The organism is Nocardiopsis sp. NPDC101807 (assembly GCF_044766605.1).
GTDB lineage: Bacteria > Actinomycetota > Actinomycetes > Streptosporangiales > Streptosporangiaceae > Nocardiopsis > Nocardiopsis tropica.
The window spans coordinates 1-25,981 of sequence record NZ_JBIWMK010000011.1; the positions used below are offsets into that span (position 1 = coordinate 1).

The 25,981-nt window shown below is 73.9% G+C and carries 22 protein-coding genes and 1 pseudogene; 8 read left to right on the top strand and 15 right to left on the bottom strand.

Annotated features, from left to right (window positions below; translation table 11 throughout):
- Positions 1–239 precede the first annotated feature (239 nt).
- On the bottom strand, positions 240–815 hold the full coding sequence (locus tag ACIRPH_RS27930) for a DUF3000 domain-containing protein (protein ID WP_402919590.1): 576 nt from the start codon (positions 813–815) through the stop codon (positions 240–242).
- Between the two features lie 299 nt (positions 816–1,114).
- Between ACIRPH_RS27930 and hemE the strand changes: the two genes are divergently transcribed.
- Positions 1,115–2,140 carry a uroporphyrinogen decarboxylase gene (hemE, locus tag ACIRPH_RS27935; RefSeq protein WP_402919953.1) on the top strand — a complete coding sequence of 342 codons (1,026 nt, stop codon included), beginning with the start codon at positions 1,115–1,117 and terminating at the stop codon, positions 2,138–2,140.
- Between the two features lie 108 nt (positions 2,141–2,248).
- Here hemE and ACIRPH_RS27940 read toward each other — a convergent pair whose 3' ends face one another.
- A complete protein-coding gene (locus ACIRPH_RS27940) occupies positions 2,249–3,406 on the bottom strand; it encodes a DUF4349 domain-containing protein (RefSeq protein WP_402919592.1) in 1,158 nt (385 codons plus the stop codon).
- Positions 3,407–3,636: 230 nt separating this feature from the next.
- On the opposite strand from ACIRPH_RS27940, the pseudogene hemG reads away from it, so the two are divergent.
- Positions 3,637–5,175, top strand: a pseudogene (gene hemG, locus ACIRPH_RS27945) (protoporphyrinogen oxidase); the annotation flags it as partial.
- Complete coding sequence (hemQ, locus tag ACIRPH_RS27950) at positions 5,172–5,882, top strand: hydrogen peroxide-dependent heme synthase (RefSeq protein WP_402919594.1); 711 nt, start codon at positions 5,172–5,174, stop codon at positions 5,880–5,882. The pseudogene hemG and the gene hemQ, both read left to right, overlap by 4 nt.
- Positions 5,883–6,120: 238 nt before the next feature.
- Here the strand turns inward: hemQ and ACIRPH_RS27955 are convergent, their stop codons facing one another.
- The 3 genes from ACIRPH_RS27955 to msrB form a co-directional block, all read right to left on the bottom strand.
- Positions 6,121–6,930 (bottom strand): CDP-alcohol phosphatidyltransferase family protein, encoded by an 810-nt coding sequence (locus tag ACIRPH_RS27955; RefSeq protein WP_402919596.1) that lies wholly within the window; start codon positions 6,928–6,930, stop codon positions 6,121–6,123.
- Positions 6,917–7,585, bottom strand: coding sequence for a phosphatidylserine decarboxylase (locus ACIRPH_RS27960; RefSeq protein WP_402919597.1), 669 nt, complete (start codon positions 7,583–7,585; stop codon positions 6,917–6,919). The genes ACIRPH_RS27955 and ACIRPH_RS27960 overlap by 14 nt, the downstream gene beginning before the upstream one ends.
- Before the next feature lie 265 nt (positions 7,586–7,850).
- Complete coding sequence (gene msrB / locus ACIRPH_RS27965) at positions 7,851–8,294, bottom strand: peptide-methionine (R)-S-oxide reductase MsrB (protein ID WP_402919598.1); 444 nt, start codon at positions 8,292–8,294, stop codon at positions 7,851–7,853.
- A 205-nt stretch (positions 8,295–8,499) separates the two neighbouring features.
- Between msrB and ACIRPH_RS27970 the strand changes: the two genes are divergently transcribed.
- Positions 8,500–8,931: a hypothetical protein gene (locus ACIRPH_RS27970; RefSeq protein WP_402919600.1), complete on the top strand. Its 432-nt coding sequence runs from the start codon at positions 8,500–8,502 to the stop codon at positions 8,929–8,931.
- Positions 8,932–9,007: 76 nt separating this feature from the next.
- Here the strand turns inward: ACIRPH_RS27970 and ACIRPH_RS27975 are convergent, their stop codons facing one another.
- The 9 genes from ACIRPH_RS27975 to ACIRPH_RS28015 form a co-directional block, all read right to left on the bottom strand.
- Positions 9,008–9,787 carry a GntR family transcriptional regulator gene (locus ACIRPH_RS27975; RefSeq protein WP_402919602.1) on the bottom strand — a complete coding sequence of 260 codons (780 nt, stop codon included), beginning with the start codon at positions 9,785–9,787 and terminating at the stop codon, positions 9,008–9,010.
- 166 nt (positions 9,788–9,953) lie between these two features.
- Entirely contained in the window at positions 9,954–10,766 is an 813-nt protein-coding gene (locus ACIRPH_RS27980; protein WP_402919604.1) for a pyrimidine reductase family protein, read from the bottom strand.
- A 75-nt stretch (positions 10,767–10,841) separates the two neighbouring features.
- A complete protein-coding gene (gene glgX / locus ACIRPH_RS27985) occupies positions 10,842–12,989 on the bottom strand; it encodes a glycogen debranching protein GlgX (RefSeq protein ID WP_402919606.1) in 2,148 nt (715 codons plus the stop codon).
- A 326-nt stretch (positions 12,990–13,315) separates the two neighbouring features.
- Complete coding sequence (locus ACIRPH_RS27990) at positions 13,316–14,947, bottom strand: acyl-CoA dehydrogenase family protein (protein WP_402919608.1); 1,632 nt, start codon at positions 14,945–14,947, stop codon at positions 13,316–13,318.
- A 168-nt stretch (positions 14,948–15,115) separates the two neighbouring features.
- Positions 15,116–15,820 carry a pyridoxal 5'-phosphate synthase gene (locus tag ACIRPH_RS27995; protein ID WP_402919610.1) on the bottom strand — a complete coding sequence of 235 codons (705 nt, stop codon included), beginning with the start codon at positions 15,818–15,820 and terminating at the stop codon, positions 15,116–15,118.
- Between the two features lie 241 nt (positions 15,821–16,061).
- Positions 16,062–16,835, bottom strand: coding sequence for a sirohydrochlorin chelatase (locus tag ACIRPH_RS28000; RefSeq protein WP_402919611.1), 774 nt, complete (start codon positions 16,833–16,835; stop codon positions 16,062–16,064).
- The gene (locus ACIRPH_RS28005) at positions 16,832–17,533 is read right to left on the bottom strand and encodes a phosphoadenylyl-sulfate reductase (RefSeq protein WP_267949196.1); all 702 of its coding nucleotides are present in this window, start codon (positions 17,531–17,533) and stop codon (positions 16,832–16,834) included. Before ACIRPH_RS28005 ends, ACIRPH_RS28000 begins: the two co-directional genes overlap by 4 nt.
- Positions 17,530–17,736 (bottom strand): hypothetical protein, encoded by a 207-nt coding sequence (locus ACIRPH_RS28010; RefSeq protein WP_267949197.1) that lies wholly within the window; start codon positions 17,734–17,736, stop codon positions 17,530–17,532. Before ACIRPH_RS28010 ends, ACIRPH_RS28005 begins: the two co-directional genes overlap by 4 nt.
- A 99-nt stretch (positions 17,737–17,835) precedes the next feature.
- Positions 17,836–19,533: a nitrite/sulfite reductase gene (locus ACIRPH_RS28015; RefSeq protein ID WP_402919612.1), complete on the bottom strand. Its 1,698-nt coding sequence runs from the start codon at positions 19,531–19,533 to the stop codon at positions 17,836–17,838.
- Positions 19,534–19,920: 387 nt separating this feature from the next.
- On the opposite strand from ACIRPH_RS28015, the gene ACIRPH_RS28020 reads away from it, so the two are divergent.
- From ACIRPH_RS28020 to ACIRPH_RS28035, 4 genes are all read left to right on the top strand, one after another.
- The gene (locus tag ACIRPH_RS28020) at positions 19,921–20,931 is read left to right on the top strand and encodes a YihY/virulence factor BrkB family protein (RefSeq protein ID WP_402919613.1); all 1,011 of its coding nucleotides are present in this window, start codon (positions 19,921–19,923) and stop codon (positions 20,929–20,931) included.
- Between the two features lie 186 nt (positions 20,932–21,117).
- The gene (locus tag ACIRPH_RS28025; RefSeq protein WP_402919614.1) at positions 21,118–21,894 is read left to right on the top strand and encodes a hypothetical protein; all 777 of its coding nucleotides are present in this window, start codon (positions 21,118–21,120) and stop codon (positions 21,892–21,894) included.
- Between the two features lie 459 nt (positions 21,895–22,353).
- Positions 22,354–23,805: a hypothetical protein gene (locus ACIRPH_RS28030; protein WP_402919615.1), complete on the top strand. Its 1,452-nt coding sequence runs from the start codon at positions 22,354–22,356 to the stop codon at positions 23,803–23,805.
- A gap of 47 nt (positions 23,806–23,852) precedes the next feature.
- The gene (locus ACIRPH_RS28035; protein ID WP_402919616.1) at positions 23,853–24,572 is read left to right on the top strand and encodes a DNA primase; all 720 of its coding nucleotides are present in this window, start codon (positions 23,853–23,855) and stop codon (positions 24,570–24,572) included.
- 120 nt (positions 24,573–24,692) lie between these two features.
- Here the strand turns inward: ACIRPH_RS28035 and ACIRPH_RS28040 are convergent, their stop codons facing one another.
- Positions 24,693–25,946 (bottom strand): MFS transporter, encoded by a 1,254-nt coding sequence (locus ACIRPH_RS28040; RefSeq protein WP_402919617.1) that lies wholly within the window; start codon positions 25,944–25,946, stop codon positions 24,693–24,695.
- Positions 25,947–25,981: the final 35 nt, after the last annotated feature.

Consider the following 25,981-nt stretch of genomic DNA (forward strand, 5'->3'; position numbering starts at 1 on the left):
CGTCCGCCCCTCCCGGGCCCCGGGGCCCGCGCCGTCCGCCGCTGACTGGATGCTAGTGCGTCACGTCACCCCCGGGGCGCGGGTTCGGCGGTTCCGCCCCCCCGGCGCGGCCCCCCCCCCCCCCCCCCCCCCCCCCCCCCCCCCCCCCCCCCCCCCCGCCGGCGGGGGGGGCCCCCCCCGCCCCCCCCCCGGCCCCCCGCCCCCCCCCCCCCCCCCCCCCCCCCCCCGACCGCCCCGGGTCAGGGTCGCGAACGCTGGCGGCGTATGTCGGCGACGTCCAGCGGGGGCAGCCCCGCCGCGGAGGCGAGCAGCGCCGCCCACGCGTCGGCGTGCACGGACAGGTCGTCGGACCCGGGGGTCCACGAGGCGCGCATCTCGACCTCGGTGGTGGAGCCCTGGTCCGACTTCGTGCCGAAACCCTCGGTGGTCGCCCGGGTCACGGTGCCGCTCAGGGTGTGGTGCGTGGCCGCACTCTCCTCCAGGGCGTCGGTGAGCCAGCTCCACGCGACCGGTCCGAGGAGCGGATCGGTCGCGATGTCCGACTCCAGTTCGGAGTTGACCTGACAGACCACCCGGAAGGGGCCGGGCCAGTCACGGGTGTTCTCGGGGTCGTACAGCACGATGAGACGGCCCCAGGCGACCTCCTCGCCGTCGACCGTCACCTCGGCGGACACGGCGGCGGAGTGGGGGGCCAACCGCTGGGGGGCGGGTATCTCCCGGACGGTGATCTCGGGGCGGTGGAGGGGTGAGTGCAGGGCCTCGACCGCTCGCCGGAACGTCTCATGCGCGTCCTCGGCGCTACCGACATCGGGCATGGTGGAAACGTCAGCCTTCGTTCTCTGGTGATCACGCACCGGCGGGTGTCGTCTGAACGTGCTCCGCCGTCCCGCCGCGGGCGGGGGGAGGGGCACGCACCCGACCGTGGCACGAGTCACCGGCCGGGGGACGGAGTTGGGGCGGCGTGTCGGTGTTTTGTGATGATCTTGGGACCGGGTCGCCTTCTACCGCGCCGGTTCGGGACCTCCGACCGCCCCGGGGAGCCCGCCCCCGCCACCCCGCTCGGGCGATCCGAGTGGGAGTACCGGGGAGGGCATGGCACGATCGAGGGGTGACCCTGCAAGAATCTCCTTTCCTCCGCGCCTGCCGGCGCCTTCCCGTGAGCCACACGCCGGTGTGGTTCATGCGCCAGGCCGGGCGCTCCCTGCCCGAGTACCGACGTGTGCGCGCCGACGTCCCGATGCTCGAGGCGTGCGCGCGCCCCGACATGATCACCGAGATCACGATGCAACCGGTACGCCGGTACGACGTCGACGCCGCGATCTTCTTCAGCGACATCGTCGTGCCGCTCAAGGCCATCGGCATCGACCTCGACATCAAGCCCGGGGTCGGCCCCGTGGTCGCCGACCCGATCCGGGAGGCGACCGGGGTCAAGCGGCTCCGCGAGATCGAGCCCGACGACCTGACCTACGTGACCGAGGCGGTCGGCCTGCTGGTCGACGAGCTGGGCGACAAGCCGCTCATCGGGTTCGCGGGAGCCCCGTTCACCCTGGCCTCGTACCTCATCGAGGGCGGCCCGTCCAAGAACCACGAGCACACCAAGGCGCTCATGTACGGCGAGCCCGAGCTGTGGGACGAGCTGATGCGCCGCCTGGCCACCATCACGCTGGGCTTCCTGCGCACCCAGATCGAGGCGGGGGCCAGTGCGGTCCAGCTCTTCGACTCGTGGGTCGGGGCGCTCAGCGCCGAGGACTACCGCGCCTCCGTGCTCCCGTACACGTCGTGGATCTTCGGCCAGCTCAGCGAGTACGAGGTGCCGCGCATCCACTTCGGCGTGGGCACCGGCGAACTCCTCGGCCTGCTCAGCGAGGCGGGGGCCGACGTCGTGGGCGTGGACTGGCGGGTGCCGCTGGACAAGGCCGCCCAGCGCGTCCAGCCGGGCACCGCGCTCCAGGGCAACCTGGACCCCGCGACGCTGTTCGCGCCCTGGGAGGTCGTCGCCGAGCGGACCCGCGACATCCTCTCCCGCGGCCGCGCCGCGGACGGGCACATCTTCAACCTCGGCCACGGGGTGCTGCCGAGCACCGACCCGGACGTGCTCCAGCGCCTCACGGCGTTCGTGCACGAGGAGACCGCCGGCTAGACGACGCGTGCGCTCCCGGGCCGGACACGGCGGGAGCCCCCGGCAGCCGGGGACCGCGGCACACATCGGCGGCGCCCGCCCCCAGGGGCCGGGCGCCGCCGCGCGCGGTCAGCCGCCGCTGCCGTCCTGCGCGCCGGTCCCCTCGCCGTCGGCGCTCCGGCCGCCGGCCGTGCGCGGTGCGGCTGCGCCGGTCCCCTCCCCGGCGGCTTCGCCGTCGGCGGTCCCGGACCGGGCGGGGGACGCGGCCGACGCGGCGCTCCCGCCTCCGGCCGTCCGCTCCGGCGCACCGCCGCCGGCCGTGCGCCGTGCCGTGGCGCCGGTCCTGCGGGGCCTGCCCGGGGCCCTGCGCCCGGAGGCCGTGCCGCGCCGGCGCGAGCGGTACCACCACAGCGGGCCCGCGCCGAGCACCGCGGCCGCGACCAGGAACGGCAGCAGCCAGCCCGCGACCACGGCGACGCCCCCTCCGAGGGCCACCAGCGCGCGCCAACCGCGCTCCAGGCCGCCGAGGAAGCCGATGCCCTCCTCCGACGGCTCCTCCAGGTAGGTCTCCGGCGGGGTCAGCCGCAGGTGCACCGTCGAGTACGCGGTCTGGTTCGTCAGGGTCTCCAGGCGCGCCTGGAACGCCTCCAGCTCCGACTGCCGCGTCTGGATCTCGCTCTCCACCCGCAGGAGGTCGTCGACGTCACGGGCCTCCTCCAGGTAGCCGCGCAGCGTCTCCAGCGAGGCCTCGGAGGACGCGATGCGGCTCTCGACGTCCGCCACCTCCTCGGTGACGTCCTCCACGGACCGCTCCAGGTGGGAGCGGTCGCCCAGCTCGCCCAGGGCCTCCAGGGCCCCCTCGTAGCCGTCGTTGGGCACGCGCAGGGTCAGGTTGCCCTCGGGGGTGCCGCCGGCGGGCGTGGAGAGGCTCTCCGAGGCGATGTAGCCGCCCGCCCCGATGGTGAGCTCCTTGGCGAGCTCGGAGGCCTCCGCCACGTCGTCCACCCGGACGGTCAGGTCCGCGGTGTGGACCAGGTCGCGCTCGCCGACCTCGACGTCGGCCCCGACCGAGGAGGAGGGGGCGTCCTCCTGCCGGGCGCCCCCGTCGTCGGCGCCCGCGGCGCGGTCCCCGGCCGCGGCGGGGCCCTCCTCGGAGCCCCCGCCCGCGAAGCTGCCGGAGCTGGAGAGCCCACCGGCCCCGCAGGCCGTGAGGAGCAGGGCCGCGAGGCCCACGGAGAACGCTGCCCCGGCGACACGCCGCGCCGGGGGGACCGCTGAAGTAGCCATGAACGTTCGACGCACCCGGCTCCGCGGCCGGTTGCGGGCCTTCGGTAACGACCCCGCAACAGGGCTGCCGGACAGGCGCGGCCGGAACCGCCGGGGCGGGCGGAGGGACGGTCGGGAACGGGGGAGGCCCGGCGAACCCCGGCCGGAACCCGTGGGAGGAGGGCGGACCGGAGCGCCCCGCTCCCCACGCCGCACAGGCCGGCCCCCCGGGGCCGCTTCCCGGCGCCGGGGGGACCGAGGTCACCGGGTGCCAGGAGGTATGGCGGATCGCTGTGACCCGTGACATCTGGGAAGCTGGTGACATGCCTGAAGCACCGCACGTCGTCGTGGTCGGCGGAGGGGTCTCCGGACTCACCGCCGCGCACCGCCTCCGTGGTCTCGGCGCCACCGTCACGGTGGTCGAGTCCGCCGACCGCCCCGGGGGGAAGCTGCACGCGTCCCCGCTGGCGGGGGTGCCCATGGACGCGGGCGCCGAAGCGGTCCTCGCCCGCCGCCCCGAGGCCGTCGACCTGTTCTCGGAGCTGGGACTGGAGGACCGGGTGGTGCACCCCGGCCCGGGCGCCGCCGCCGTCTACAGCCGGGGCCGGGTCCGCTCCCTCCCCCGGGGCCAGCTCATGGGGGTGCCGGGGGACCTGCGCGCCCTCGCCCGCAGCGGGGTGCTGTCGTGGCCGGGCACCGTGCGTGCCGGACTCGACCTGGTCAGGCCGCGCACGCCCGTCCGCGGCGACGTGTCCGTCGCCGCCTACGTCGGCGCCCGCATGGGCCCCGAGGTCGTCGACCGCCTCGTCGAACCGCTCCTGGGCGGTGTGTACGCGGGCCGCGCCGACCTCCTCTCGCTGGACTCGACCCTGCCCCAGATCGCGCCGATGGCGCGCAGCGACCGCTCCCTGATGAGGGCGGTGGGCGCCAGCCTCCGCGGCCGGGGCGCCGCGCCCACCAGGCCGGGACCGGTGTTCGCCTCCCTGCGCGGGGGGGTCGCGGAGCTCGTCGCCGCGCTCGCCGAGCGCCACGCCGCGGACCTGAGGACCGGGACCCGCGCAGCCTCCCTCGAACGCCTCCCCACGGGCTGGAGGGTGCACCTGGAGGGCGGAGAGCCGGTCGCCTGCGACGCCGTCCTCCTGGCGTGCCCCGCCCCGGAGGCCTCCCGCCTGCTCACCGGGCACGCGCCCGGGGCCGCCCGCGACCTGGGCGCGGTGCGGTACGCCAGCATGGCGCTCGTGACGCTCGTCCTGCCCGCCGCCGCCTTCCCGCGGCCCCTGGCCGGGACCGGGTTCCTGGTCCCGGCGGGGGAGGGGCTCACCGTCAAGGCCGCCACGTTCTCCAGCAACAAGTGGCCCTGGCTCGCCGAGGCGCTGGCCGAGGCCAACCCCGGCGAGGACCTGGTGGCCGTGCGCTGCTCGATCGGCCGGTTCGGCGACGACGCCGTGCTGGAGCGCTCCGACGGGGAACTGGAGGCGGCGGCCCTCGCGGACCTCGCACGGGTCACCGGCATGGCCGGCAGCCCCGTGGAGAGCCGGGTCACCCGCTGGAACGACGGGCTGCCCCAGTACTCCGTCGGCCACGCCGACCTCGTCGAGCGCCTCCGGGCCGACGTGCACCGCATCCCGGGGCTGGGGGTGTGCGGCGCGGTCTACGGAGGCGTCGGCATCCCCGCCTGCATCGCCGACGCCGACCAGCAGGCCGGACGCCTGGTCGGCTCACTCTCGACCCACGGCCGCAGCGGCGGCGGACACGCCGCCGGAACGAACCAGCAAGGAGTCAACCCGTGACGGGCCAGCAGAACGAAGCCGTCGGCCAGGACGGCGCCGACCTCAACGAGCTCATCCGCTACACCATGTGGTCGGTCTTCAAGGTCGACCGCCTCGACGGCGTCGACCGGGGCGCCGCCGCCGACGAGCTGCGCACGCTCCTGGACAAGGCGGCCGAGAGCGGCGTGACCACGCGGGGCGCCTACGACGTGCAGGGCTTCCGGGCCGACGCCGACATCATGTTCTGGTGGGTGGCGGACACCCCCGAACAGCTCCAGGAGGTCTACACGGCGTTCCGCCGCACGGAGGTCGGCCGCGCCGCGAGCCCGGTGTGGTCGGTCATGGGGCTCCACCGTCCGGCCGAGTTCAACCGGGGCCACGTCCCGGCCTTCCTCGCCGGGGAGGAGCCGCGCGACAACATCTGCGTCTACCCGTTCGTGCGCTCCTACGAGTGGTACCTGCTGCCGGACGACGAGCGCCGCGCGATGCTCGCCGAGCACGGCCGTATGGCCGCCCCCTACCCGGACGTGCGCGCCAACACGGTGTCCTCGTTCGGCCTCAACGACTACGAGTGGCTGCTCGCCTTCGAGGCCGACGAGCTGTACCGCATCGTGGACCTGATGCGCCACCTGCGCGGAGCCAAGGCGCGCCTGCACACCCGCGAGGAGCTGCCGTTCTACACCGGCCGCCGCAAGGGCGTCGCGGAACTGGTCGACGCCCTGCCCTAGGCCCGCCGGCCGCCGGGGGCGGCGACGGCCCCTCCGCCCGACACGGGCGGAGGGGCCCGGGGCGGACGCGGCGTCCCACCGGCGGCCGACCGGCCCTCTCCGCCCCACCGCCCGCGCCGACGCGCCCCCGCTCCCGGCGGGGCCGTCCGCGCGGGCCCGCCGGCCGTCGGGGGTCCGGGAACGCGGAGCGCCCCGGGCGGAGGTCCTCCGCCCGGGGCGCTCCCCGTGTCTCCCCGCCTCAGCCCCGGTCGGAGGCGGACCTCCGCGTGGCCAGCACGTAGAAGGGGATCGTCACGATGAAGCCCAGCACGAGGGCGCTCATCAGGTAGATGAGCGACTGCCCGGCGGGGAGCCCCATGCCCCAGGCGGCCATGAGGGCCACGCCGAAGCCGAGCACGCCCAGGACCGCGTAGGCCTTGCGGCCGCGGGGCTTGGGGTACTCCATGCGGCTCACCATCAGCCAGGAGATGAGCAGCACCGCCGCGACCCCCGCGAGCAGGGGCGGGTCGAGCAGCACCACCGTCACCACCGCCATCGCCCCGAAGGGGCAGGGCAGCCCGGTGAAGTAGTCCGCGCCCGGGGCCTGGCAGGAGAACCGGGCCAGCCGCACGATCACGGCGAGCAGCACCGCGCCGCCCGCGGCCACCGGCAGCAGGCCGGCGTCACCGGCCTGCATGGCCCACACGACGAAGAAGAACGCCGGGGCGAACCCGAAGCTGATCACGTCGGCGAGGTTGTCCAGCTCGGCGCCCATGCCGCTGCCGCCCAGCTTGCGGGCGACCCGGCCGTCGAGCACGTCGAGGGCGGCCGCGACCATCATCAGGCCCACGACCGTGGCCATCGCGGTGCGCGGCAGCGGGCCGGCCGCCCCGGCGGCGGCGTGGGCGGTCTGCGCCACGACCAGCGCCCACACGGCGAGGAAGCCGCACAGGGCGTTTCCCAGGGTCAGGTAGTCGGCCACGCCGAGGCGCAGCAGGGGGGCCGCCTCGACGGCGCCCGCGGACCGTTCGGCCGCGGCCACGCCCTCCGCGCTCTCAGTCGGCGTCAAGACGGGTTTCTCCGGAGCGGACCTTCTGGCCGATCTCCACCGCCGGGGCGATCCCGGCCGGAAGGTAGACGTCGACCCGGGACCCGAACCGAATGAGACCGATCCTCTCGCCTTGTTCGACCTTCTGCCCCGCAGCGAGATACGGGACGATACGCCTGACCATCGCGCCGGCGATTTGAACGACCGTGATCTCACCGATCTCGGTTTCAAGGGTCCAGATGACGCGCTCATTACGCTCGCTGTCCTTGTCGAATGCGGGGCGGAAACCCCCGGGGCGGTGCTCGACGCCGGTCACCACACCGGCGAGGGGCGCACGGTTGACGTGCACGTTGAGGGGGTTCATGAACACCGCGACCCGGATCCGCCCGTCGGGCTGGAGGTCGAGGCTCTGTACGACGCCGTCGGCCGCGGACAGCACCCGCCCGGTCGCGGGCCCCCGTTCGGGGTCACGGAAGAACCAGGTCATCCCAGCCGCGAGGGCGACCACCGGGACGGCGAGCGCCGTACGGGCACGGGAGCCCCGTGCCGCCAGCACGGCGGCCCCGGCGGCTCCGAGGGCGGGGACCAGCCAGGGGCCCGACCCCTGGGCCATGCCGAACCGGGGACGTGCCGGGGGGCGGTGGGTGACTGATGAGGAAGGTGAGTCGTCGGTCATCGAGCGCTTTCGTCGCGGGTCGGTCGGGTCGCCCGCACATCGGTTGCCGCTGTGAGGGGTCGGCCCGGTGGCTGGGGGCCGGCTGGTGCGCGGAGGACCCGGCGTGGTCCGGGCCTTCGCGCCGCGCCTCGCGGGCAGCCGAGGGGGCCGACCGTTGACGCGCTGGATGCGATTATCCCCGATCCCGTCGCGGGCGGGTCGCGGGCGCACGGTGATACGCGCGCCGACCGCCCCGGACCACGCGTCCGGGACCGGGCGGGGAGGTCTAGTCGGCCGGTTCGAGGGTGAGCGCGACGGAGTTGATGCAGTACCGGGCGTCGGTGGGGGTGGCGTAGCCCTCGCCGTGGAAGACGTGGCCGAGGTGGGAGTCACAGGTGGCGCACCGCACCTCGGTCCGCACCGTCCCCAGGGACCTGTCCTCGTGCAGGGTGACGGCGTCGGAGTCGGCCGGGTCGAAGAAGCTGGGCCAGCCGCAGTGGGAGTCGAACTTCTCGTCGGAGCGGAAGAGCTCCGCCCCGCAGCCCCGGCAGCGGTAGACGCCGCTGGTCCTCGTGTCGACGTAGGCGCCGCTCCAGGGGCGCTCGGTGGCGGCCTGCCGGAGGACGGCGTACTCCTGGGCGTTGAGCCGGTCGCGCCATTCCTGGTCGCTCTGGGGAAGACGTTCGGTCCCGTCGCCGGTGTGCGGGGCCTGGTCCGATGAGTCAGCCATGTGACGACGCTACCCCGAATCGTGTCCTGTTGCTGCCACGGCGCCCTCTACCGGACGCAACGGTACATAGAGCCTCTGGTGACGGTAAATCATCCTTCATGGCTATATACGCCTAACTTCACCTCTGGCGACGTTCAGTGGTCGAGTCGACGGGTACGGCAACCACCGAGGTCAGTGGTCGTACGGTGCATGTGAGGCGGGTGACATGGCGGTTGCAGCGCAACAGGCACTCGGAGTGAGCAGGCGGCCGCTGCGTGTGGGCAGGATTCGATACGGGCTGTGGTGGCTGGACCGGACCACCGCGGGGCTGCGGGGGCGGGCCCGGGCGCTCGCCGGGGGCACGGCTGCCGCCGGCCGCGAGCTGGCGTGGGCCGCGGAGCTGAGCCTTCGCACCATGACGAGGACGGCCGAGCTGTCCAGGCCCGAGCCCTGGAGCGACCGCAAGCTCCTGGTCTCCGCCACGGTGCTCGCGGTGTGCGCGCTCGCCGTGGCGACCGTCCTGGGGGCCGGCATGGCCCGGTGGGCGATGACCGAGTCGAACTCCCTGCTCTTCGCAGCCGCCGGGGCGCCGGCGGTGGGACTCGTGTTCCTGTCGCTGGCGTACCTGGTGTTCGCCTCCAGGAGGGGCTGTCGCTGAGCCGGGTTCGCGGGAGGGGCGCCGGGACCGGCGCCCCTCCCGCCGTGTCAGGGCCGGTGCGCGGGCGGGGCGGCGGTCAGGCGTCGAAGTCGTACTGGAGCACGTACGCCGAGCCGTCCATGGTGATCTCGTTGAACTCCACGGGGCGGTGCTCGGAGGTGAGGGCGGTGCGTGCCACCTCCAGCACCGGTGTCCCGGGCGCCAGCCTCAGCTCCTGGCTCTCCTCCGGGGTGGGCATGCGCACCCGGATCTCCTCGGTGAAGTGGGCCGGGGCCTGCCCGAGCTCGGCCAGCCGGGCGTAGATCCCGCCGGGGCCGCTGTCGTGCTCACGGACGCGCCTGGCCGCGGCGGAGTCCACCAGGACCGTCAGGGGCAGGTACGAGACCGCGCGCTGGACCGGCCTCCCCTCCACGAGGTAGCGGCGCGAGCGCCGGAGCACCCCGCCCCCCTCGGCCAGCCCCAGGGCGCGGGCCACGGTCTCGTCCGCGACGGTCTCGTCCACGCACACCCCGTCGACCTCGTAGCCCCTCTCCTCGCCGTCGGTCTGCCAGATCGCCCTGCCCTGGCCCCACAGCTCCTTGGACAGGCGGCGCGCGCCGTGTCTTCGCACCGGCCGGAACAGGCGGACGTAGATGCCCGAGCCGCGTACGGCCACGGCCAGGCCCTCGTTGATCAGCACGGAGAGCGCCTGCCGGGCCGTAGCCCGGGCGACCCCGTGACGCTCCATGAGGGTGTTCTCCCCGGGAAGGCGGTCGCCGTCGGCGTACCGCCCGGAGCGGATCTGTCCGCGTAGTTCCTCGGCTATCTCCCGGTAGACCGGAGGGGACCCGTTTTCGGACGTCGGCACTACGTTCATCCTCTCGGCCGGGGGCCAAGCCGGTAAGCCCCGTCGATGCGGTGTGTCCCGTGGCGGTGATTCCGGTGGAGGACACACATCGGGTATGTCCGATTGCGGGATGGTTCATGCGTCGTTGTGGGGCGGCCGAAACCGACCGGTTACAGCCGCGTCCCCGCGAGACGCCCTAGCCCCTGACGTAACGCGCGAACAGGTTCCCCTCCGCCTCCAGCAGGTGCGCGATGCGCACGGGTGTGCTCTGTCGTGACCACGCCTCCGGCGCCCCGGGGGCTCCGGGGCCTCCCGCCACGATGCGGGGCGGTCCCGAACCCAGCAGGTGCGGGCTCAGGGTCAGGCAGAGCTCGTCCAGGAGCCCGGCGGCCACGAACTCGCCCAGCAGGTGCGGACCCCCCTCCGTCAGGATCCGGTGCATCCCGCGCGAGGCCAGCTCCCCGACCACGTGCGCCGGCGTCACCGACGCCCCGTCGACCACCACGACGTCGGCGTACCGGGCCGCCTGCCGCCGCCTCTCCTCCGGGGCGCCCCGGGTCGTGAGGACCAGTGTGCGGGCGTCCTCGGGGGCCTCCGTCAACAGCTCCTCCGGGAGGTCGAGCGAGCGGGAGACGACCGCCACGGCGGGGGTCCGGGCGCGCCCGGCGCGCAGCCCCTCCCACGCCTTCCTCGCCCGGACCGGGCCGTACCCCTCCGTGCGCGCCGTCCCCGCTCCGACCAGCACCACGTCGCACAGGCCGCGCAGCACCCCCATCAGCCTGCGGTCGGGAGCCGAGGACAGGTCGCGGCTGCGGCCCGAGGGCCCCACCGCGCCGCCGTCCGCGCTCGCCACCATGTTGGCGCGCACCCAGGGGCGGTCCAGGCGGGACGGATAGGCGTACGCGAGGGCCGGGTCGACGTCCGCGACGCCCGGTGAGGGCAGCAGCTCGCGGAACGTGACGGGAGCGGGAGCGGGGGCGCCGGCGCCGCCGGCGGGTTCGGTCGACATGGTCACCCAGCGTAGGGGGTGCGGGGACGGGCCGCCCGGGGAGGGCCGGCGCCCCGCCCTCCCCGGGCCCCCGGGTCAGGAGTTCCTGTGCGACACGCGGCGCATCAGGAGCAGCGCCCGGTCGATCACCCGGACCGGTCCGGAGGCGGCCACGAACGGCCTCCCGGACACATCCGGCTCGGCCGTGTCCAGGACGGTCTCCCACGCCGTCCCGTACTCGGTCCCCGGGACGGTGAAGTCCACCGCGTCCGCGCCGCTGTTGAGCAGGAGCAGGAAGGAGCTGTCCCGGATGCGCCGTCCGCGCGGATCGGGCTCGGTGATGGCGTCCCCGTTGAGGAACACCCCCAGCGCCTGGCCGGCCGAGTCCCAGTCGTCACCGGACATCGGCTTGCCGTCCGGCCGCAGCCACGCGATGTCGGTCAGGCCGCCCTCCCCGGCGGCGGCCTCCTCCACCGGGCCGCCGCGGAAGAAGCGGCGCCGTCGGAAGACCGGGTGGTCGCGCCGCAGGCGCGCCAGCCCGCGCACGTAGTCCAGCAGGTCGTTGTCGGGCTCCTCGTCCTCCTCCAGCCCGGCGCCCTTCCAGTCGATCCAGGCGATCTCGTTGTCCTGGCAGTAGGCGTTGTTGTTGCCGCCCTGGGTGCGGCCCACCTCGTCGCCGTGGGAGAGCATCACCACCCCCTGCGACATGTACAGGGTGGTGAGGAAGTTGCGCACCTGGCGGCGGCGCAGCGTGATGACCGCCGGGTCCTCGGTGTCCCCCTCCACCCCGTGGTTCCAGGAGCGGTTGTCGTCGGTGCCGTCGCGGTTGCCCTCGCCGTTGGCCTCGTTGTGCTTGTGGTCGTACGAGACCAGGTCGGCCAGCGTGAAGCCGTCGTGGCAGGTGATGAAGTTGATCGAGGCCACCGGGCGGCGGCCGTCGTCCTGGTAGAGGTCGCTCGACCCGGCCAGGCGCGAGGCGAGCTCGCCCATCACGGGCTCGCCCCTCCAGTAGTCGCGGACGGTGTCGCGGTACTTGCCGTTCCACTCGGTCCACAGCGGCGGGAAGTTGCCCACCTGGTATCCGCCCGGACCCACGTCCCAGGGCTCGGCGATCAGTTTGACCTGCGAGATCACCGGGTCCTGCTGGACGATGTCGAAGAACGTGCTGAGCCGGTCGACGTCGTGGAACTCCCGGGCCAGGGCCGAGGCGAGGTCGAACCGGAACCCGTCCACGTGCATCTCCAGGACCCAGTAGCGCAGCGAGTCCATGATGAGCTGCAGCGAGTGCGGGTGGCGGACGTTCAAACTGTTGCCGCACCCGGTGTAGTCGAGGTAGTAGCGCTGGTCCTCGTCGCTCACCCGGTAGTAGCTGAGGTTGTCGATGCCGCGCAGGGACAGCGTGGGGCCCATGTGGTCGCCCTCGGCGGTGTGGTTGTACACCACGTCGAGCAGGACCTCGATGCCCGCCTCGTGCAGGGACTTCACCATCGCCTTGAACTCCTGGACCTGCTGGCCGCGGGAGCCGCGGGCGGCGTACCCGCTGTGCGGGGCCAGGAAGGACAGGGTGTTGTACCCCCAGTAGTTGGTCAGCCCGCGCGCCACCATGGCGTGCTCGGGCACGAAGTGGTGGACGGGCATGAGCTCGACCGCCGTCACCCCCAGCGAGGTGAGGTAGTCGATCACCACCGGGTGCGCCAGTCCCGAGTAGGTGCCCCTCTGGTGCTCGGGTATGCCCGGGTGGCGCATCGTCAGGCCGCGCACGTGCGCCTCGTAGATCACCGTCCGGTGGTACGGGGTGCGGGGCCGGGACTCGTTGCCCCAGTCGAAGAACGGGCTCACCACCACGCACTTGGGCACGTAGGGGGCGCTGTCGTCGGTGTTCTTGCGGTCGGGGTCGGCGAAGCGGTAGCTGAACAGCGACTCGTGCCAGGTGAGATCGCCGTTCAGGGCTTTCGCATAGGGATCGGTGAGTAGTTTGTCGGGATTGCACCGCAAACCGTGCTCCGGGGCGTAGGGGCCGTGTACCCGGTACCCGTACTGTTGCCCCGGTCCGATTCCGGGCAGGTACCCGTGCCAGACGAATCCGTCGTATTCGGTCAGCGGTACGCGCGTCTCCTCGCCTTCGTCGTCGAACAGACACAGGTCCACCCGTTCGGCGGCTTCGGAGAAGAGGGAGAAATTGGTGCCGGACCCGTCGTAGGTCGCACCGAGCGGATAGGAACTACCTGGCCAGACTTCCACCATAGGATCTGTCGGTCTCTTGGTGTCGGGGCCTTCGGGCCTGGACGGGACGGCGCGAATCCGTTCCGTTCGGAAGGGTGGTCGTCCGCCACGCCGTGCCCGAAAGCGGGCGGACGTGTTTCGTGACGACTTCTTCCTTCCGCCGCTGCGGGCGAAGTATGCCGACCCCGGACGATGAGCATCGAGGGGCCGTCCCTCTTCGTGTCCTTTGCGGGAATTGTCATCCCCGGTTCGGCGGGCAGCCCCGGAATTCCCCGTGCGGCGGCCGCCGCACGGGGGGCGGGGCCGCCGGCCCCGGCGCGCGCCGGGGCCGGCGGGCCGGACGCGGTTCAGCTGCGCGGCCGGGCCCGGTCCAGGATCAGCCCGGTGTCCGTCCCCCGGGGCAGGGTGCCGAACACGTGCCCCCACTCGCCGCCCAGACGCGACACGGTGAACGCCTCCGCGACCGGGGTCGGCGCGTACCGCAGCAGGAGCGACGCCTGGAGGGTCAGGGCCATCAGCTCCACCACGGACCGGGCCCGGTACGGGAGCTCCTCCCGGTCGCCCAGGGACTGCTCCAGGCGCTTGACGGCCGCGTCGTAGTGGTCGTCCACGCCGGCGGCGGTGGCCAGCTCGGCGAAGAAGGCCTCCACCGACTCCGGGCTGCGGCCCATCGCCCGCAGCACGTCCAGCGCCGCCACGTTGCCCGAACCCTCCCAGACGGAGTTGAGGGGTGAGTCGCGGAACAGGCGGGGCATCCCCGACTCCTCCACGTACCCGTTGCCGCCCAGGCACTCCAGGGCCTCCGCGGCGTGCGCGGGCTGGCGCTTGGTCACCCAGAACTTGCCCACCGCCACCCCCAGGCGCCGGAACGCCGACTCCGACCCGTCACCGCGCACCGAGCGGTCCACCGCCCCGGCCAGGCGCGTCATCAGGGCCGTCGCCGCCTCGGACTCCAGCGCCAGGTCGGCGAGCACGTTGCGCATCAGGGGCTGGTCGACCAGGGCCGTGCCGAACGTGCGGCGGTGCTCGGCGTGGTGCAGCGCCTGCACGACCGCGGCGCGCATGCCCGAGGCCGAGCCGATCACGCAGTCCAGCCGCGTGCTGTTGACCATCTCGATGATGGTGGGCACGCCCCGGCCGGGCTCGCCGACCAGGTGGGCGACGGCCCCGTCGTACTCCAGCTCGGCCGAGGCGTTGGACCTGTTGCCCAGCTTGTCCTTGAGCCGCTGGATGTACAGCCCGTTGCGGCTGCCGTCCTCCAGCACCCGGGGCACGAGGAAGCAGGTGAGCCCCTCCGGGGCCTGTGCGAGGGTGAGGAAGAAGTCGCTCATCGGCGCCGACGTGAACCACTTGTGCCCGGTGAGCAGGTGGTGCCCGCCGGAGGAGGGCACCGCGCGCGTGGTGTTGGCGCGCACGTCCGATCCGCCCTGCTTCTCCGTCATCGACATGCCCGCGAGCAGCCCGTGCTTGGTGTGCGGTGCCCGCAGCCCGAAGTCGTACGTGCGGGCCGTGAGCAGCGGCTCGTACCGCCGCGCCAGTTCCGGGGCGTGGCGCAGCGCGGGCACCACGGCGTAGGTCATCGAGACGGGGCAGCCGTGGCCGCTCTCCGCCTGGGACCACAGGAAGAACTTGGCCGCGCGGGCCACGTGCGCGCCCGCCCGGTCCTCCGCCCAGGGGGCGGCGTGCATGCCGTGCTCGACCGCCTGGTCCATCAGCACGTGGTAGGCGGGCTGGTAGTCGACCTCGTCCACGCGGTGCCCGTAGCGGTCGTGCGTGCGCAGCACCGGGGGATAGGCGTTGGCGGACTCGCCCCAGGCGCGCACCCGCTCCGATCCGGCGGCGTCGCCGACCGCGCGCACGTCGGCCTCGGCCCACTCGGCGCCCTCGCGCCGCAGTCCTTCGAGGAGGGCGGGGTCCTCCCCGGCGCTGTAGTCGCCGAGCGGGGCCGCCTGGTTGAACACCTCGTGTGTCGGGGGCATCGGCCTACCGTCCTTCTGGCTCGGTGTTCGGAGGGTGCCGGAATCCTATCCGTGCCCGGGACGCCGAACGGAACAGGATTCGGTAACGCTGTGGAAACACGTTTCCCCGTTCCCTGCCTGATCAGACCGGGCGCCGCGGGCCGCGGGGCATGGGAGCCCTCCCACGCGTCAGGGCCAGAGCAGACCGCGTTCCCAGGACCCGTCCGGCCCCGTACGGGAGTAGAGCAGGCGCGTGTGGCGCCGGTCCGGGTCGGCCTGCCAGAACTCGACCTCGGCGGGGGAGACCACGTACAGGCCCCAGTCCCCGGGGACCAGCCCCGGCTCGCGCCCCAGGAGCTCCCGGCTCCGGTCCGCGGCCCTGTCCACCTCGGAGGGGTCGGCCAGCGGCCGGCTCTGTCCGCCGTGCAGTCCGGCCACCCGCGATTCCAGGGGACGTGCGAGGAAGTCGGCCGCGCACTGCTCCGGGGAGGCGAGCTCCACCGAGCCGCGCACCCGTACCTGGCGTCCCTGCGGCACCCAGTGGAAGAGCAGGGCCGCGGCGGGGTTCGCGGCCAGCTCCCGCCCCTTGCGGGAGGTCGTCGTGGTGGCGAACCACCATCCCCGCGGCGTGAAGTCCTTCATGATCACCACCCGCGCCGACGGGGCGCCCGCCTGGTCCGCGCTGGCCAACGTCATCGCGTGCGGTTCGGGCACCCCGTCCCGCAGCGCCGCGGTGAACCACTCCAGGAACAGCTCCGCCGGGTCGTCGGGCGCCGCGGCGGGGTCGAACCCCGGCAGCGGGCCCGCGAACACCGGGAGCCCCCTCAGCAGGTCCCTGACGCCGTCCTCCGCCGGCGCCCCCTGCGGCTCCGGCGCCCCCTCGTCCCCGGGCACGGCCACCTCCACGACTCGTACGGCCGGCGGCGTCCGGACGGAGCACCGCCGGTCCTGATTCTTCTCTCCCGCGCCGTCCGGCACAAGGGACGCCGCCGCCTGTGGACGACCGCGCCCGAGGGCGTCGCCCCCGGTCAGGGGCCGGGACGGCCGGGAGCGGTGACGGGTCGGCGGAGGGCGGGGCCGGGCGGGACGGCGCCGGCGGGGGCGGGCCCGGCACAGGGCCCGCCCCAGCCGCCTCTCAGACGCGGACCACCGCGCGCCGGGCCGCGACCGCGGAGTCGTACCGGTCCAGGACCACCCGGGCCAGCTCCGGCACGTCACCCAGGGCCTCGGAGACCACGGAGGCCCCCGCGGACAGCGACTGCGAGCGGATGCGGTCGGCGAAGAAGCCCGGGGCCAGCAGGTAGGTGGCGACCGCGACCCGCCGCGCACCCCGGCCGAGCAGGGCGGCGACCGCCTCGCCCGGTGAGGGGCGGGACGCCGAGGCGAAGGCCGCCACCACCTCGCGCCACGGCCCGCGCTCCGCCAGCCGTTCCGCCAGCGCCCCCACGGTCGCGTTGGCCCCCGGGTCGGAGGACCCCGCCGAGGCCAGCACCAGCGCCGTCCCCGGGCCGGCGTCCGCCCCCGCCTCGGTCAGGCGCCGCTCCACGGCGTCCAGCAGCAGGGGGTGCGGCCCCAGCGTGTCGGCGTAGTGCACCCGCAGCCACGGGCTGCGCCCGCGCGCGGCGGCGAGCGCCCTCGGCAGGTCCACCTTGCTGTGGTAGGCCGCGGTCAGCAGCACCGGCAGGACCACGGCCTCGCCGGCGCCCCCCGAGGCCAGCTCGCCGAGGGCCTCGTCCGCCCCCGGCGCCACGTGGTCCAGGTAGGCCGCCCGCACGTCCAGCCCCGGGCGCAGCGCGCGCACCCGGTCCAGGACCGCGGCGACCGTCTCGGCCGACCGCGGGTCCCGGCTGCCGTGCGCCACCGCCAGCAGGGGCGCCGGCGGGCGCCACCCCGGCGTCCCGGCGCTCATACGTGGATCCCGCACTCGGTCTTGCCCGTCCCGGCCCAGCGGCCGCTGCGCGGGTCCTCGCCCGGCTCGACGCGGCGCGTGCACGGCTCGCAGCCGATCGAGGGGTAGCCGTCGTACTGGAGGGGGTTCACCATCACCCCGTTCTCGGCCATGTAGGAGTCGACCTCCTCCTGGGTCCAGCGGGCGATCGGGTTCACCTTGGTCATCCGGCGCCGCTTGTCCCACTGCACGACGGGGGTGTCGCGGCGGGTCACCGAGTCCTCGCGGCGCAGGCCGGTCAGCCACGCGGCGTAGGGGGCCAGCGCCCGCTGGAGGGGCTCCACCTTGCGCAGGTGGCAGCAGATGCCGGGGTCCCGGCCGTGCAGGCGCGGCCCCAGGGCCAGGTCCTGCTCGGCCACCGTGCGGACGGGTTCGACGTTGATCAGGTTGATGTCGTACACGGAGGAGACGGCGTCGCGGGTGCCCAGGGTCTCGGGGAAGTGGTACCCGGTGTCCAGGAAGATCACGTCGATGCCGGGCGCGGCCTTCGAGGCCAGGTCGACCATGAGCGCGTCCGCCATGGACGAGGTCATGCAGAGCTGGTCCCCGAAGGTCTCCGCGGCCCAGGCGATGATCTCCTGGGCGGAGGCCTCCTCCAGCTCGCGCGCGGCGCGCACGGCGAGCTCGGGGCCGCCCGCGGCGGTGATGGTGGAGTTCATGAGTTCCCTTCCGTCGGTCTGGAGGGGGCGTCCGCGCCGGAGAACGACGCGGAGCGCAACCCGACGTACTTGACGCGGAACACGCGGGCGCAGGACAGGCAGGCCCAGGGGTAGCCCTCGCCCTTGACGGCGGCTCCCTCCTCCGGCACCAGGTCCTCGTCACCGCAATAGGGGCAGTAGTGGGGCGCGGCCCTCTCGGACATGGCGCACCTCTTCCTTCGTCGTGTTCCACGGGTCCTGCTCGGGCACGGCCGGGGCGGCCCGCGGGGCGGGGGCCCGCCCCGGCCGGGCCGCTCCGGTCGCTACTTCAGGTCGGCGTCGTCCGCCCGGCCGACCCAGGACGCGAAGGACTCGCCGTCCTTCTTCTGGTCCTGGAACCGGCGCAGCACCCGCTCGACGTAGTCGGGCAGGTCGTCGGCGGTGGTCTTCAGGCCGCGGATCTTCTTGCCGAAGGAACGGGTCATGCCCATGCCGCCGCCCAGGTGGATCTGGTAGCCCTCCACCTGCTCGCCGTCGGCGTTCATCACCAGCTGGCCCTTGAGGCCGATGTCGGCCACCTGGATGCGGGCGCACGAGTTGGGGCAGCCGTTGAGGTTGATGGTCAGGGGCTCGCCGAAGTCCGGCAGCCGCTTCTCGAGCTCGTCGATCAGGGTCGAGGCGCGGGCCTTGGTCTCCACGATCGCGAGCTTGCAGAACTCGATCCCGGTGCACGCCATCGTCTGGCGACGGAACACGCTCGGCTCGACCTGGAGGTCCTCCGCGCCCAGGGCGGCGCGGATCGAGTCGATCCGCTCCTCCTCGACGTCCAGGATCACCAGCTTCTGGTCGGCGGTCGTGCGGATGCGGTCCGAACCGTGCTCCTCGGCGATCTCGGCGATGCGCAGCAGGGAGGTGCCGGAGACCCGTCCCACCCTGGGCGCGAAACCGACGTAGAACCGCCCGTCGTTCTGGCGGTGCACGCCCACGTGGTCGCGTTCCAGCCCGGGGTCCAGCTCCGGTGCGGGGCCGTCCTGGAGCGCGTACCCCAGGTACTCCTCCTCCAGCACCTGGCGGAACTTCTCCGCGCCCCAGTCCTTGATGAGGAACTTGATCCGGGCGCGGGTGCGCAGGCGCCGGTAGCCGTAGTCGCGGAAGATCGAGCAGACGCCCGCCCACACCTCGCTGACCTGGTCGGGTCGGACGAACGCCCCGAGGCGCTGGGCGAACATCGGGTTGGTGGACAGGCCGCCGCCGACGAAGAGGTCGTAGCCGGCCTCGCCCGCCGCGTCGCGCACCCCCACGAACGCGACGTCGTTGATCTCGTGGTTGACGCAGTGGGAGCTGCACCCCGACAGCGAGGTCTTGAACTTGCGGGGCAGGTTGGAGTACAGCGGGCTGCCGATGTGCTCGTCGTAGATCTGGCGGATCTGCGGCGTGGGGTCGATGACCTCGTGCTCGGCGACGCCCGCCAGCGGACAGCCCATGATCACCCGGGGGGTGTCGCCGCAGGCCTCCGTGGTGGAGAGGCCGACCGACTCCAGCTTCTCCCAGATCGCGGGCACGTCCTCGACCCGGATCCAGTGGAACTGGACGTTCTGGCGGTCGGTGATGTCGGCGGTGTCCCTGCCGTGGTCGCGGGAGATCTCTCCGATGGCGCGCAGCTGCGCCGCGGAGAGCTGGCCGCCGTCGATCCGCACGCGCAGCATGAAGTAGCTGTCGTCCAGCTCCTCCGGCTCCAGGACGGCGGTCTTGCCGCCGTCGATGCCCGGCGCCCGCTGCGTGTACAGCCCGAACCAGCGGAAACGCCCGCGCAGGTCGGCCGGGTCGATCGAGTCGAACCCGCGCTTGGAGTAGATGTTGATGATCCGATCGCGGACGTTGAGCCCGTCGTCGTTCTTCTTGTTCTCCTCGTTCTTGTTCAGCGGCTCGCGGTAGCCGAGGGCCCACTGGCCCTCGCCACGGCGGCGTCGCGGCGTGGCCGCGGTCGCTGTCCTGCCGGGCTGCGCGGAAGAGGGAGGCATCGCGGGTGTCTCCGATGGGGTCGCGGGGTGCTCACAGTCCCGGCGCCCGCACCACCGGCCCGTGGGCGCCGCACGTCGTCGTGTCGGGCGTCACGGGTGGAATCCGCGTGTGGGGAAGCGAAGAAGAGGGAGAGCGCCGGGGCCGCGCGCACCCCTGGGATGCGTCAAAAGGCGGCGAGATTAACCGACGCTGCAACAGATGGCACTGCGGACCCGAAGAAAGTCCACGTGGCGGCGCACGCAGAGCATGGGGTCCAGGGCAGCGATCATGCAATGAGAATGTCACGGGCTTCCGGACTTTGTCCAGACGCTCCGAAAGGCCCCCGACGTGAGTCACGTCACTCGCCGCGTCGCCCGGCGGGGCCAGCGCCCGCTAACGTTCTCCCCGTGGTGGGTTTCTGGGAGGCGCTGTGGCACGCCGTCGACGCGTGGCTGAGACGGCACCCCCGCGCGCACGGCGGAATGCTGCTCGTCCTGCGCACCGTGCGGGCGTTCGCCAGGGACCGGGTGGTCGGCCTCGCGGCCGAGTCGGCGTTCTTCACCCTCATCTCGCTGCCCGCGCTGCTGCTGTGCCTGCTGGGGGCGCTGGGGCCGCTGGCCGCGGTGCTGGGCGACGACATGGTGGAGGAGATCCGGGTCTGGATCCTGGACCTGGCCGCGCGCGTGCTCACCCCGGGCACGGTGGACAGCGTCGTCAGGCCGCTCGTCGACGACTTCCTCGGCGGCGCCCAGGGAGGGCTGCTCTCGGTGACCTTCGCGGTGTCGCTGTGGTCGGGGTCGCGGGCGATGAACGTCTTCATCCGCTCCATCACCATCTCCTACGGGCTGGACGAGCTCCGGGGCTGGATACGCCAGAGGGTCCTCGCGTTCGTCGCCTACCTCGGGGGGCTGCTGTTCGCGGTCCTGGTCCTGCCGGTCCTGGTGGCCGGGCCCGACCTCGTGCACGCGCTCCTGCCCGTCACCGTGGGGCGCCTCAACCTCCTCTACTGGCCGACCGTGGTGCTCCTCGCCATCGCGGCGGTCACGCTGCTGTACGCGCTGAGCGTGCCGGTGCGCACCCCGCTGTGGCGCCACCTGCCCGGCGCGCTGCTGGCCGCGCTGGTGCTGATCGGCGGGTCGGCCGCCCTGCGCGCCTACCTGGACGCCTCCCTGGGCCAGGTGACCATCTACGGTTCGCTGGCGGCGCCGATCGCCATTCTGGCCTGGCTGTACGTGATGGCCGTCGCCGTCCTGGTCGGGTCCTCGTTCAACTCCGAGATCGACGCCATGTGGCCGACCGTCCGTACCGCCGCGGCCAGGGCCGAGCTCGCGAACCGCCGGTTCGAGCGGGCGGACCGCCTCGTCCAGCGGCGTGAGCAGGCGGTCATCGACACGATCGCGGAGGGCAACGGCCGTTGAGGCCCGCCGGCACGTCCCCGAAGGTCGCTCCGTCCCGGTACCGTCGCAGGAACCGTCCGGGGTAGGGCCGCGAACCCGCGGCCCCGGCCCGGACGCCGCACCACGAGAGGTCACCCCCATGGCCGTCCCCCCGGCCCCCGCCGGTCCCCGACCCCGTACCGTCGCACCGGAGCGGGGGTGCGGCGGATGAGGGCGTCGTCCCTGCTCGCCGTCTGCGCGGTCGCGGGCCCTGCGGCCTGCCTCATGATCCTCCCGGTGACGTGGTTCACGGGAAACCCCGTGCCGGTGGCGGCCGGGGTCTTCCTCGCGCTCTTCCTCCTGTGGGCGGTCGCCTGCTGCACGGAGGTCGCCCACCTGGAGACGACGCCCTCGGAGAGGATCCGCTGGGCGGAGGGAGCGCACTTCTTCTCCGTGACGACCCGGTTCAACCTCGTCTCCTCCGTCCTCCTCACCCTGCTCGCCCTGGCGTTCGCCCTCTTCCACTCGGCCTGGGCGCTGATGCCCCTGCTGGCGGTCTCCTGCGGGGCCGCCGCCCTCGCCCGGGCCCACCTGAGGAGGGAAGGGGCGGCGCGGCGCGAGGCCGCGGCGGAACCGGTGCTCACCGGGCCGAAGGTGATCGGCCTGCGCGGCCCGGAACAGGTGCCGCAGGGGTGGGTCCCGGTGGTGGTCCACCGGCCGCGGGCGGGCATGCGGGACATGCTCGTCGACTACCGGGTCCACGTGGACGGCGACAGGGTGGGGACGGTGGCTCCCGGGGAGAGCCTCGTCGTGGGACTTCCCCCGGGGCCGCACAGCGCCCGGTGCGCGTACGCCGGGTTCTCCAGTGCCCCGGTGTCCTTCGTGGCCGCCCCGGGCGTCCCGGTCCACCTCGTGGGCGAGCCGGGCGGAACGGCCGCCGCCGCGGCCGCCGACCAGCGGAAGCGGCCCCAGGAGTACATCAGGCTCTCCAGGGTCCCCGGTTGACCGGCGCACCGTCCCGGCGGGGCCGGCGCGCGGTCCCGGGACCGCGGCGGCGGTGCCGGTCGGGGGCCGTGCGAGCCCCGCGGCGGACCGAACCACGGGGCCCTGGCCGGATCCGGCCATTTTCGGTGTGAACCTCACGACGGGTCGGAGGGTCCACAACAGGGGCGGGACAGCGCGGGAAGTCCGGTCCGCATCCCGTGTCGGGGTGATCGTGCAGGTCGGGGGAGGGGCAACGGAAACACTGTCGGAAGTTCCGCGGCGGATACCGGGTCCACCTGCCCATGGCCGGAATAGGTCCGGAGGGCGACCATCAGTATCATCTCCAGCAGCATCGACTACGCGTGTGCCGGCACCACCGCTTGGTGACCACCCAGGCCGCGACCGACCGTCACCGCTGACCGAGGTCTCCCGTAACCCGTACACGAACAGGTCCACGTTTCCCATGCCTTCGGAGGCACCATGAGCCGGGCGTCCCGACCGGGGCAGTCCCGGCCCACCGCCGTCATCGTCATCGCGCCCGACGAACACAGCGCCGAGATCGTCATCGAGGGGCAGCGCCAGGTCGTCACCGGCCGCGCCCCGAAGGAGACCCGGCGCGCGGCCCTGGACGTCGCCACCGGCTACGCCGCCAGAATCGGGCAGCCGGTCCTGGTCGACGCCCGTGACGCCAACGGTGTCTGGCGCCTGGTCGCCACGCCCGACGGGGTGGTCCAGGCCGCCGAGCCTCCCGCGCCCGTCGCCTCCCCGGTCCCGCCCACGCCCCCCGCGCCTTCCGCGAACCCGGCCCGGCCCGCCGGCTCCGGGCGCAGGCGCGGCCTGGTCATCGCCGGTGCCGCGGCCCTGGCCCTCGTCCTGCTCGTGGGCGCGGGCGTGGTCGTGACGCGCTTCCTCCCGGGCGGTGGCGCCGACCCCGCGGAGCAGGCGACCGACGACGTCACCCTCAACCACCCCGCGCCGCCCCACTTCTCCGAGACCGTCGACTTCAGCGAGGCGCTCGCCACGGGGAGCCAGCCCGGGGTCAGCCGCGACGGCGGGCTCCTCGCCTACGTCGACCCCGAGGACCGGCTCAACCTGTTCGACGCCGACGGCTCACGCCTCTGGGCGGTCGATCTGCCGATGGGCTCCGGGGAACTCCTGGGCTCGCCCAGGTTCGTGGAGTACGGGGGCGGTCCCGCGATCGTGGCGGAGACGGCGGGAACCCTCTGGTTCTGGCCCGCGGACGGCGGGGACCCCGTCGACATCCCGATCCCGGAGAACGCCTCCGCCCAGTACGTGGGCAGTTCGGTGCTCGTGCGCAGCGAGGAGGAGGCCTACGTCCCGGTCGCGGACGCGCTGGAGCCCGTGGAGGTCCCCGGGAGCGCCGCCCCGATGCTGGCCGAGGGGGAGAACGTCCTCGCCGCCGTCCTCAGCGGGCCCTGGACGTGGGTCTCCCCGGACGGCGACCCGGTCGAGGTCGACGCCGAGCGCCCGGACGAGGCCGGTGAGATGGAGTCGGTGGTCACCGCCCTGCGCGACTACGTCATCGTGCGCTGGGAGCCCCGGGAGGGCGACGAGACGATCCTGGCCTTCCACGACAGCGAGGACGGCAGCGTGATCGGTACCGCGGCCGTCGATCCCGCCCTCCTGGAGGACGTCCGCCACCGCTCCGGCCCCGTCGGGACCGACGTGGTCGCCTACGGGCCCATGGTCCTCGACCCGGCGACCGGCGAGTCCGCGGTGGTCCCCGGTTTCACACCCGAGATAGCGGTCGGCGCACGGGTCTTCGGCCGGCTCGACGGCGCCCTCGTCGCCGTCGACGCCTCCGGAGAGCCGTCCGCGGCCCCCGAAGGCTCGGTCCAGCCCAACGGCCTGCTCGGCGAGCGGGCCGTGGTGGTCCACGACGACCACCTCTATGCCATCCCCCCTGAGTAGATCTCTCCCCCTGAGCAGATCACTCGCAGAGAAGAGAAAGGAGTGGGATGTCCCCCAAGAAGCGCGTGCTGACCGTGACCGCGGCCGGTCTGTTCATGGCCGGTTTCTCTGTCAGTCCGGCGTTCGCCGTGACCGGTGACGAGACCACCCCCGACGTCGCCCCTGTGGTGACCGGGGCAACGGCCGAGTCCCCTGTCCTCCCCGTCCTCGACGAGGTCGTCCTGGAGGACGCGCCGATCACCGTGCCGGACCTGTTCCCGGCCGACTTCCCCCCTTCCCCGGAGAACCCGGGCGATGGTGAGAACCCGGGCAACCCCGACCCGCCGGTCGACCCGGACCCCGGTGACCCGGGTGACGGCGAGGACCCCGGAGACGGTGAGACGCCCGGACCCGACCCGGACCCGGACCCGGATCCTGACCCCGATCCGGACCCGGACCCGGACCCGGACCCGGACCCGGATCCCGACCCCGATCCGGATCCCGATCCGGATCCCGACCCGGACCCGGACCCGGACCCCGACCCGGACCCGGGCGAGGGCACCGACCCCGGTGACGACGACGGCGACGAGAGCCAGGCCCCCGGCGGCACCACCCCCGGTGGTACCACCACGCCCGAGGCCCCGGCCCCCGTCAACAGCGGCGCCGACGAGACCCTCGCCCAGACCGGCGTCGACATGCAGGGCTTTGTGCTCGGTGGCGCCGTCGTGACGGGCATCGGCGTTCTGGCCCTCTGGGCCGGCGCGCGGCGCCCGGCCCCGGTCGCCTAGCGGTACCCGCGTCCCACGGCCCCGGCCGTGGACGCACCAGGGCCCCCGGTCGTGTCCCACGACCGGGGGCCCTGCCCGTGTTCCGGCCCGGGGGCTCCCCCGCCCCGGCGCACGGGTCTCTCACCCGCGCGGACGCAGTGCCGCCGCCAGCAGGAATGCGGTGACGCCCGCGCCGGAGATCACCCACAGGGCCGTCCCCAGGCTGAACGAGTCGGCCAGGAGCCCGATCAGGGGCGGGAACCCGAGGAACCCCGCGCGTCCCAGCCAGCCGACGACGGTCACGCCGTCGCCGGTGCGCACCCCCGGCACGTTCCCGGCCGCGGCCAGGGTGAGCGGGAACAGCGTGGCCACGCCCAGGCCCATCACGCCGAAACCGATCACGGTGGTCACGGGGTGGGGGAGGAGCAGGGCGAACGCGATCCCCCCGCCCGCCAGCAGTCCGCTGGCGCGTCCCACCGCCACCGCGCCGAACCGGTCGGTCACCCGGTCGCCGGCGAGCCTTCCCAGCGTCATCATCGCCTGGCAGGCCACGAACGGCAGGGCGGCGAAGAACAGCGACGCGTCCAGCTCCGAGGTCATGTACACCGCGCCCCAGGACGCGGCCGAGTCCTCGATGCCTCCGGCGAACATCAGCAGCACGCCGAGCCCGACCAGGAGGACCACCGCGCGGCCGGGGACGCGCAGTCGGCTCCCGTCCTCGCCGCTGGTCCCGTCCTCGCGCTCACTGCTGTCCGGTCCGGGCAGCAGCATCTGGCTCACCACGAGGTTCACCACCAGCAGCACGGCGGACACGGTGCCGAGGTGCCACAGGAGGGGTACCCCGAGCCCGGCCATCGCCGCGCCCAGCAGCCCTCCCGCGACCGCCGCCAGGCTCCACACCGCGTGGAAGGTGTTGATGATGCTGCGGCGGTAGCGCCGCTGGACGCGCAGCCCGTGCGAGTTCTGCGCGGAGTCGGTCCAGGCGTCCGCGCTGCCCAGGACGAAGAGCGCGGCCGCGAGCATCCACCAGTTCTGCGCCAGGGCGATGAATGGAAGCGCTCCCAGTGAGACCAGGCTGGTCCCGACGGCCGCCCGTCCGCTGCCGAACCAGTGGATCAGCGGCCCCGCCAGCATGCCGGTGAGGATGGCCCCGGTGGGCATGGCCGCGATCGCCAGGCCCAGCTCGGCGTTGCTCAGCTCCAGCCGGTCCTTGATCACCGGCAGCCACGGCACCGCGTTGGTATAGGTGAATCCGTTGACGAAGAAGAGGGTGGAGACCGCGACCCGGGCCCGGCGGGCCTCCGGGGGCGGTGCTGCGGTCTTCTCGGCGGACGTGCTCAAGGCGGCTCCCACGTGGACGGTTCCGTGCGCGCAGATGCTATCCAGTCCGCTCATGGGACGACAGACGTTTTCGGCCACCGCGTCGGGCG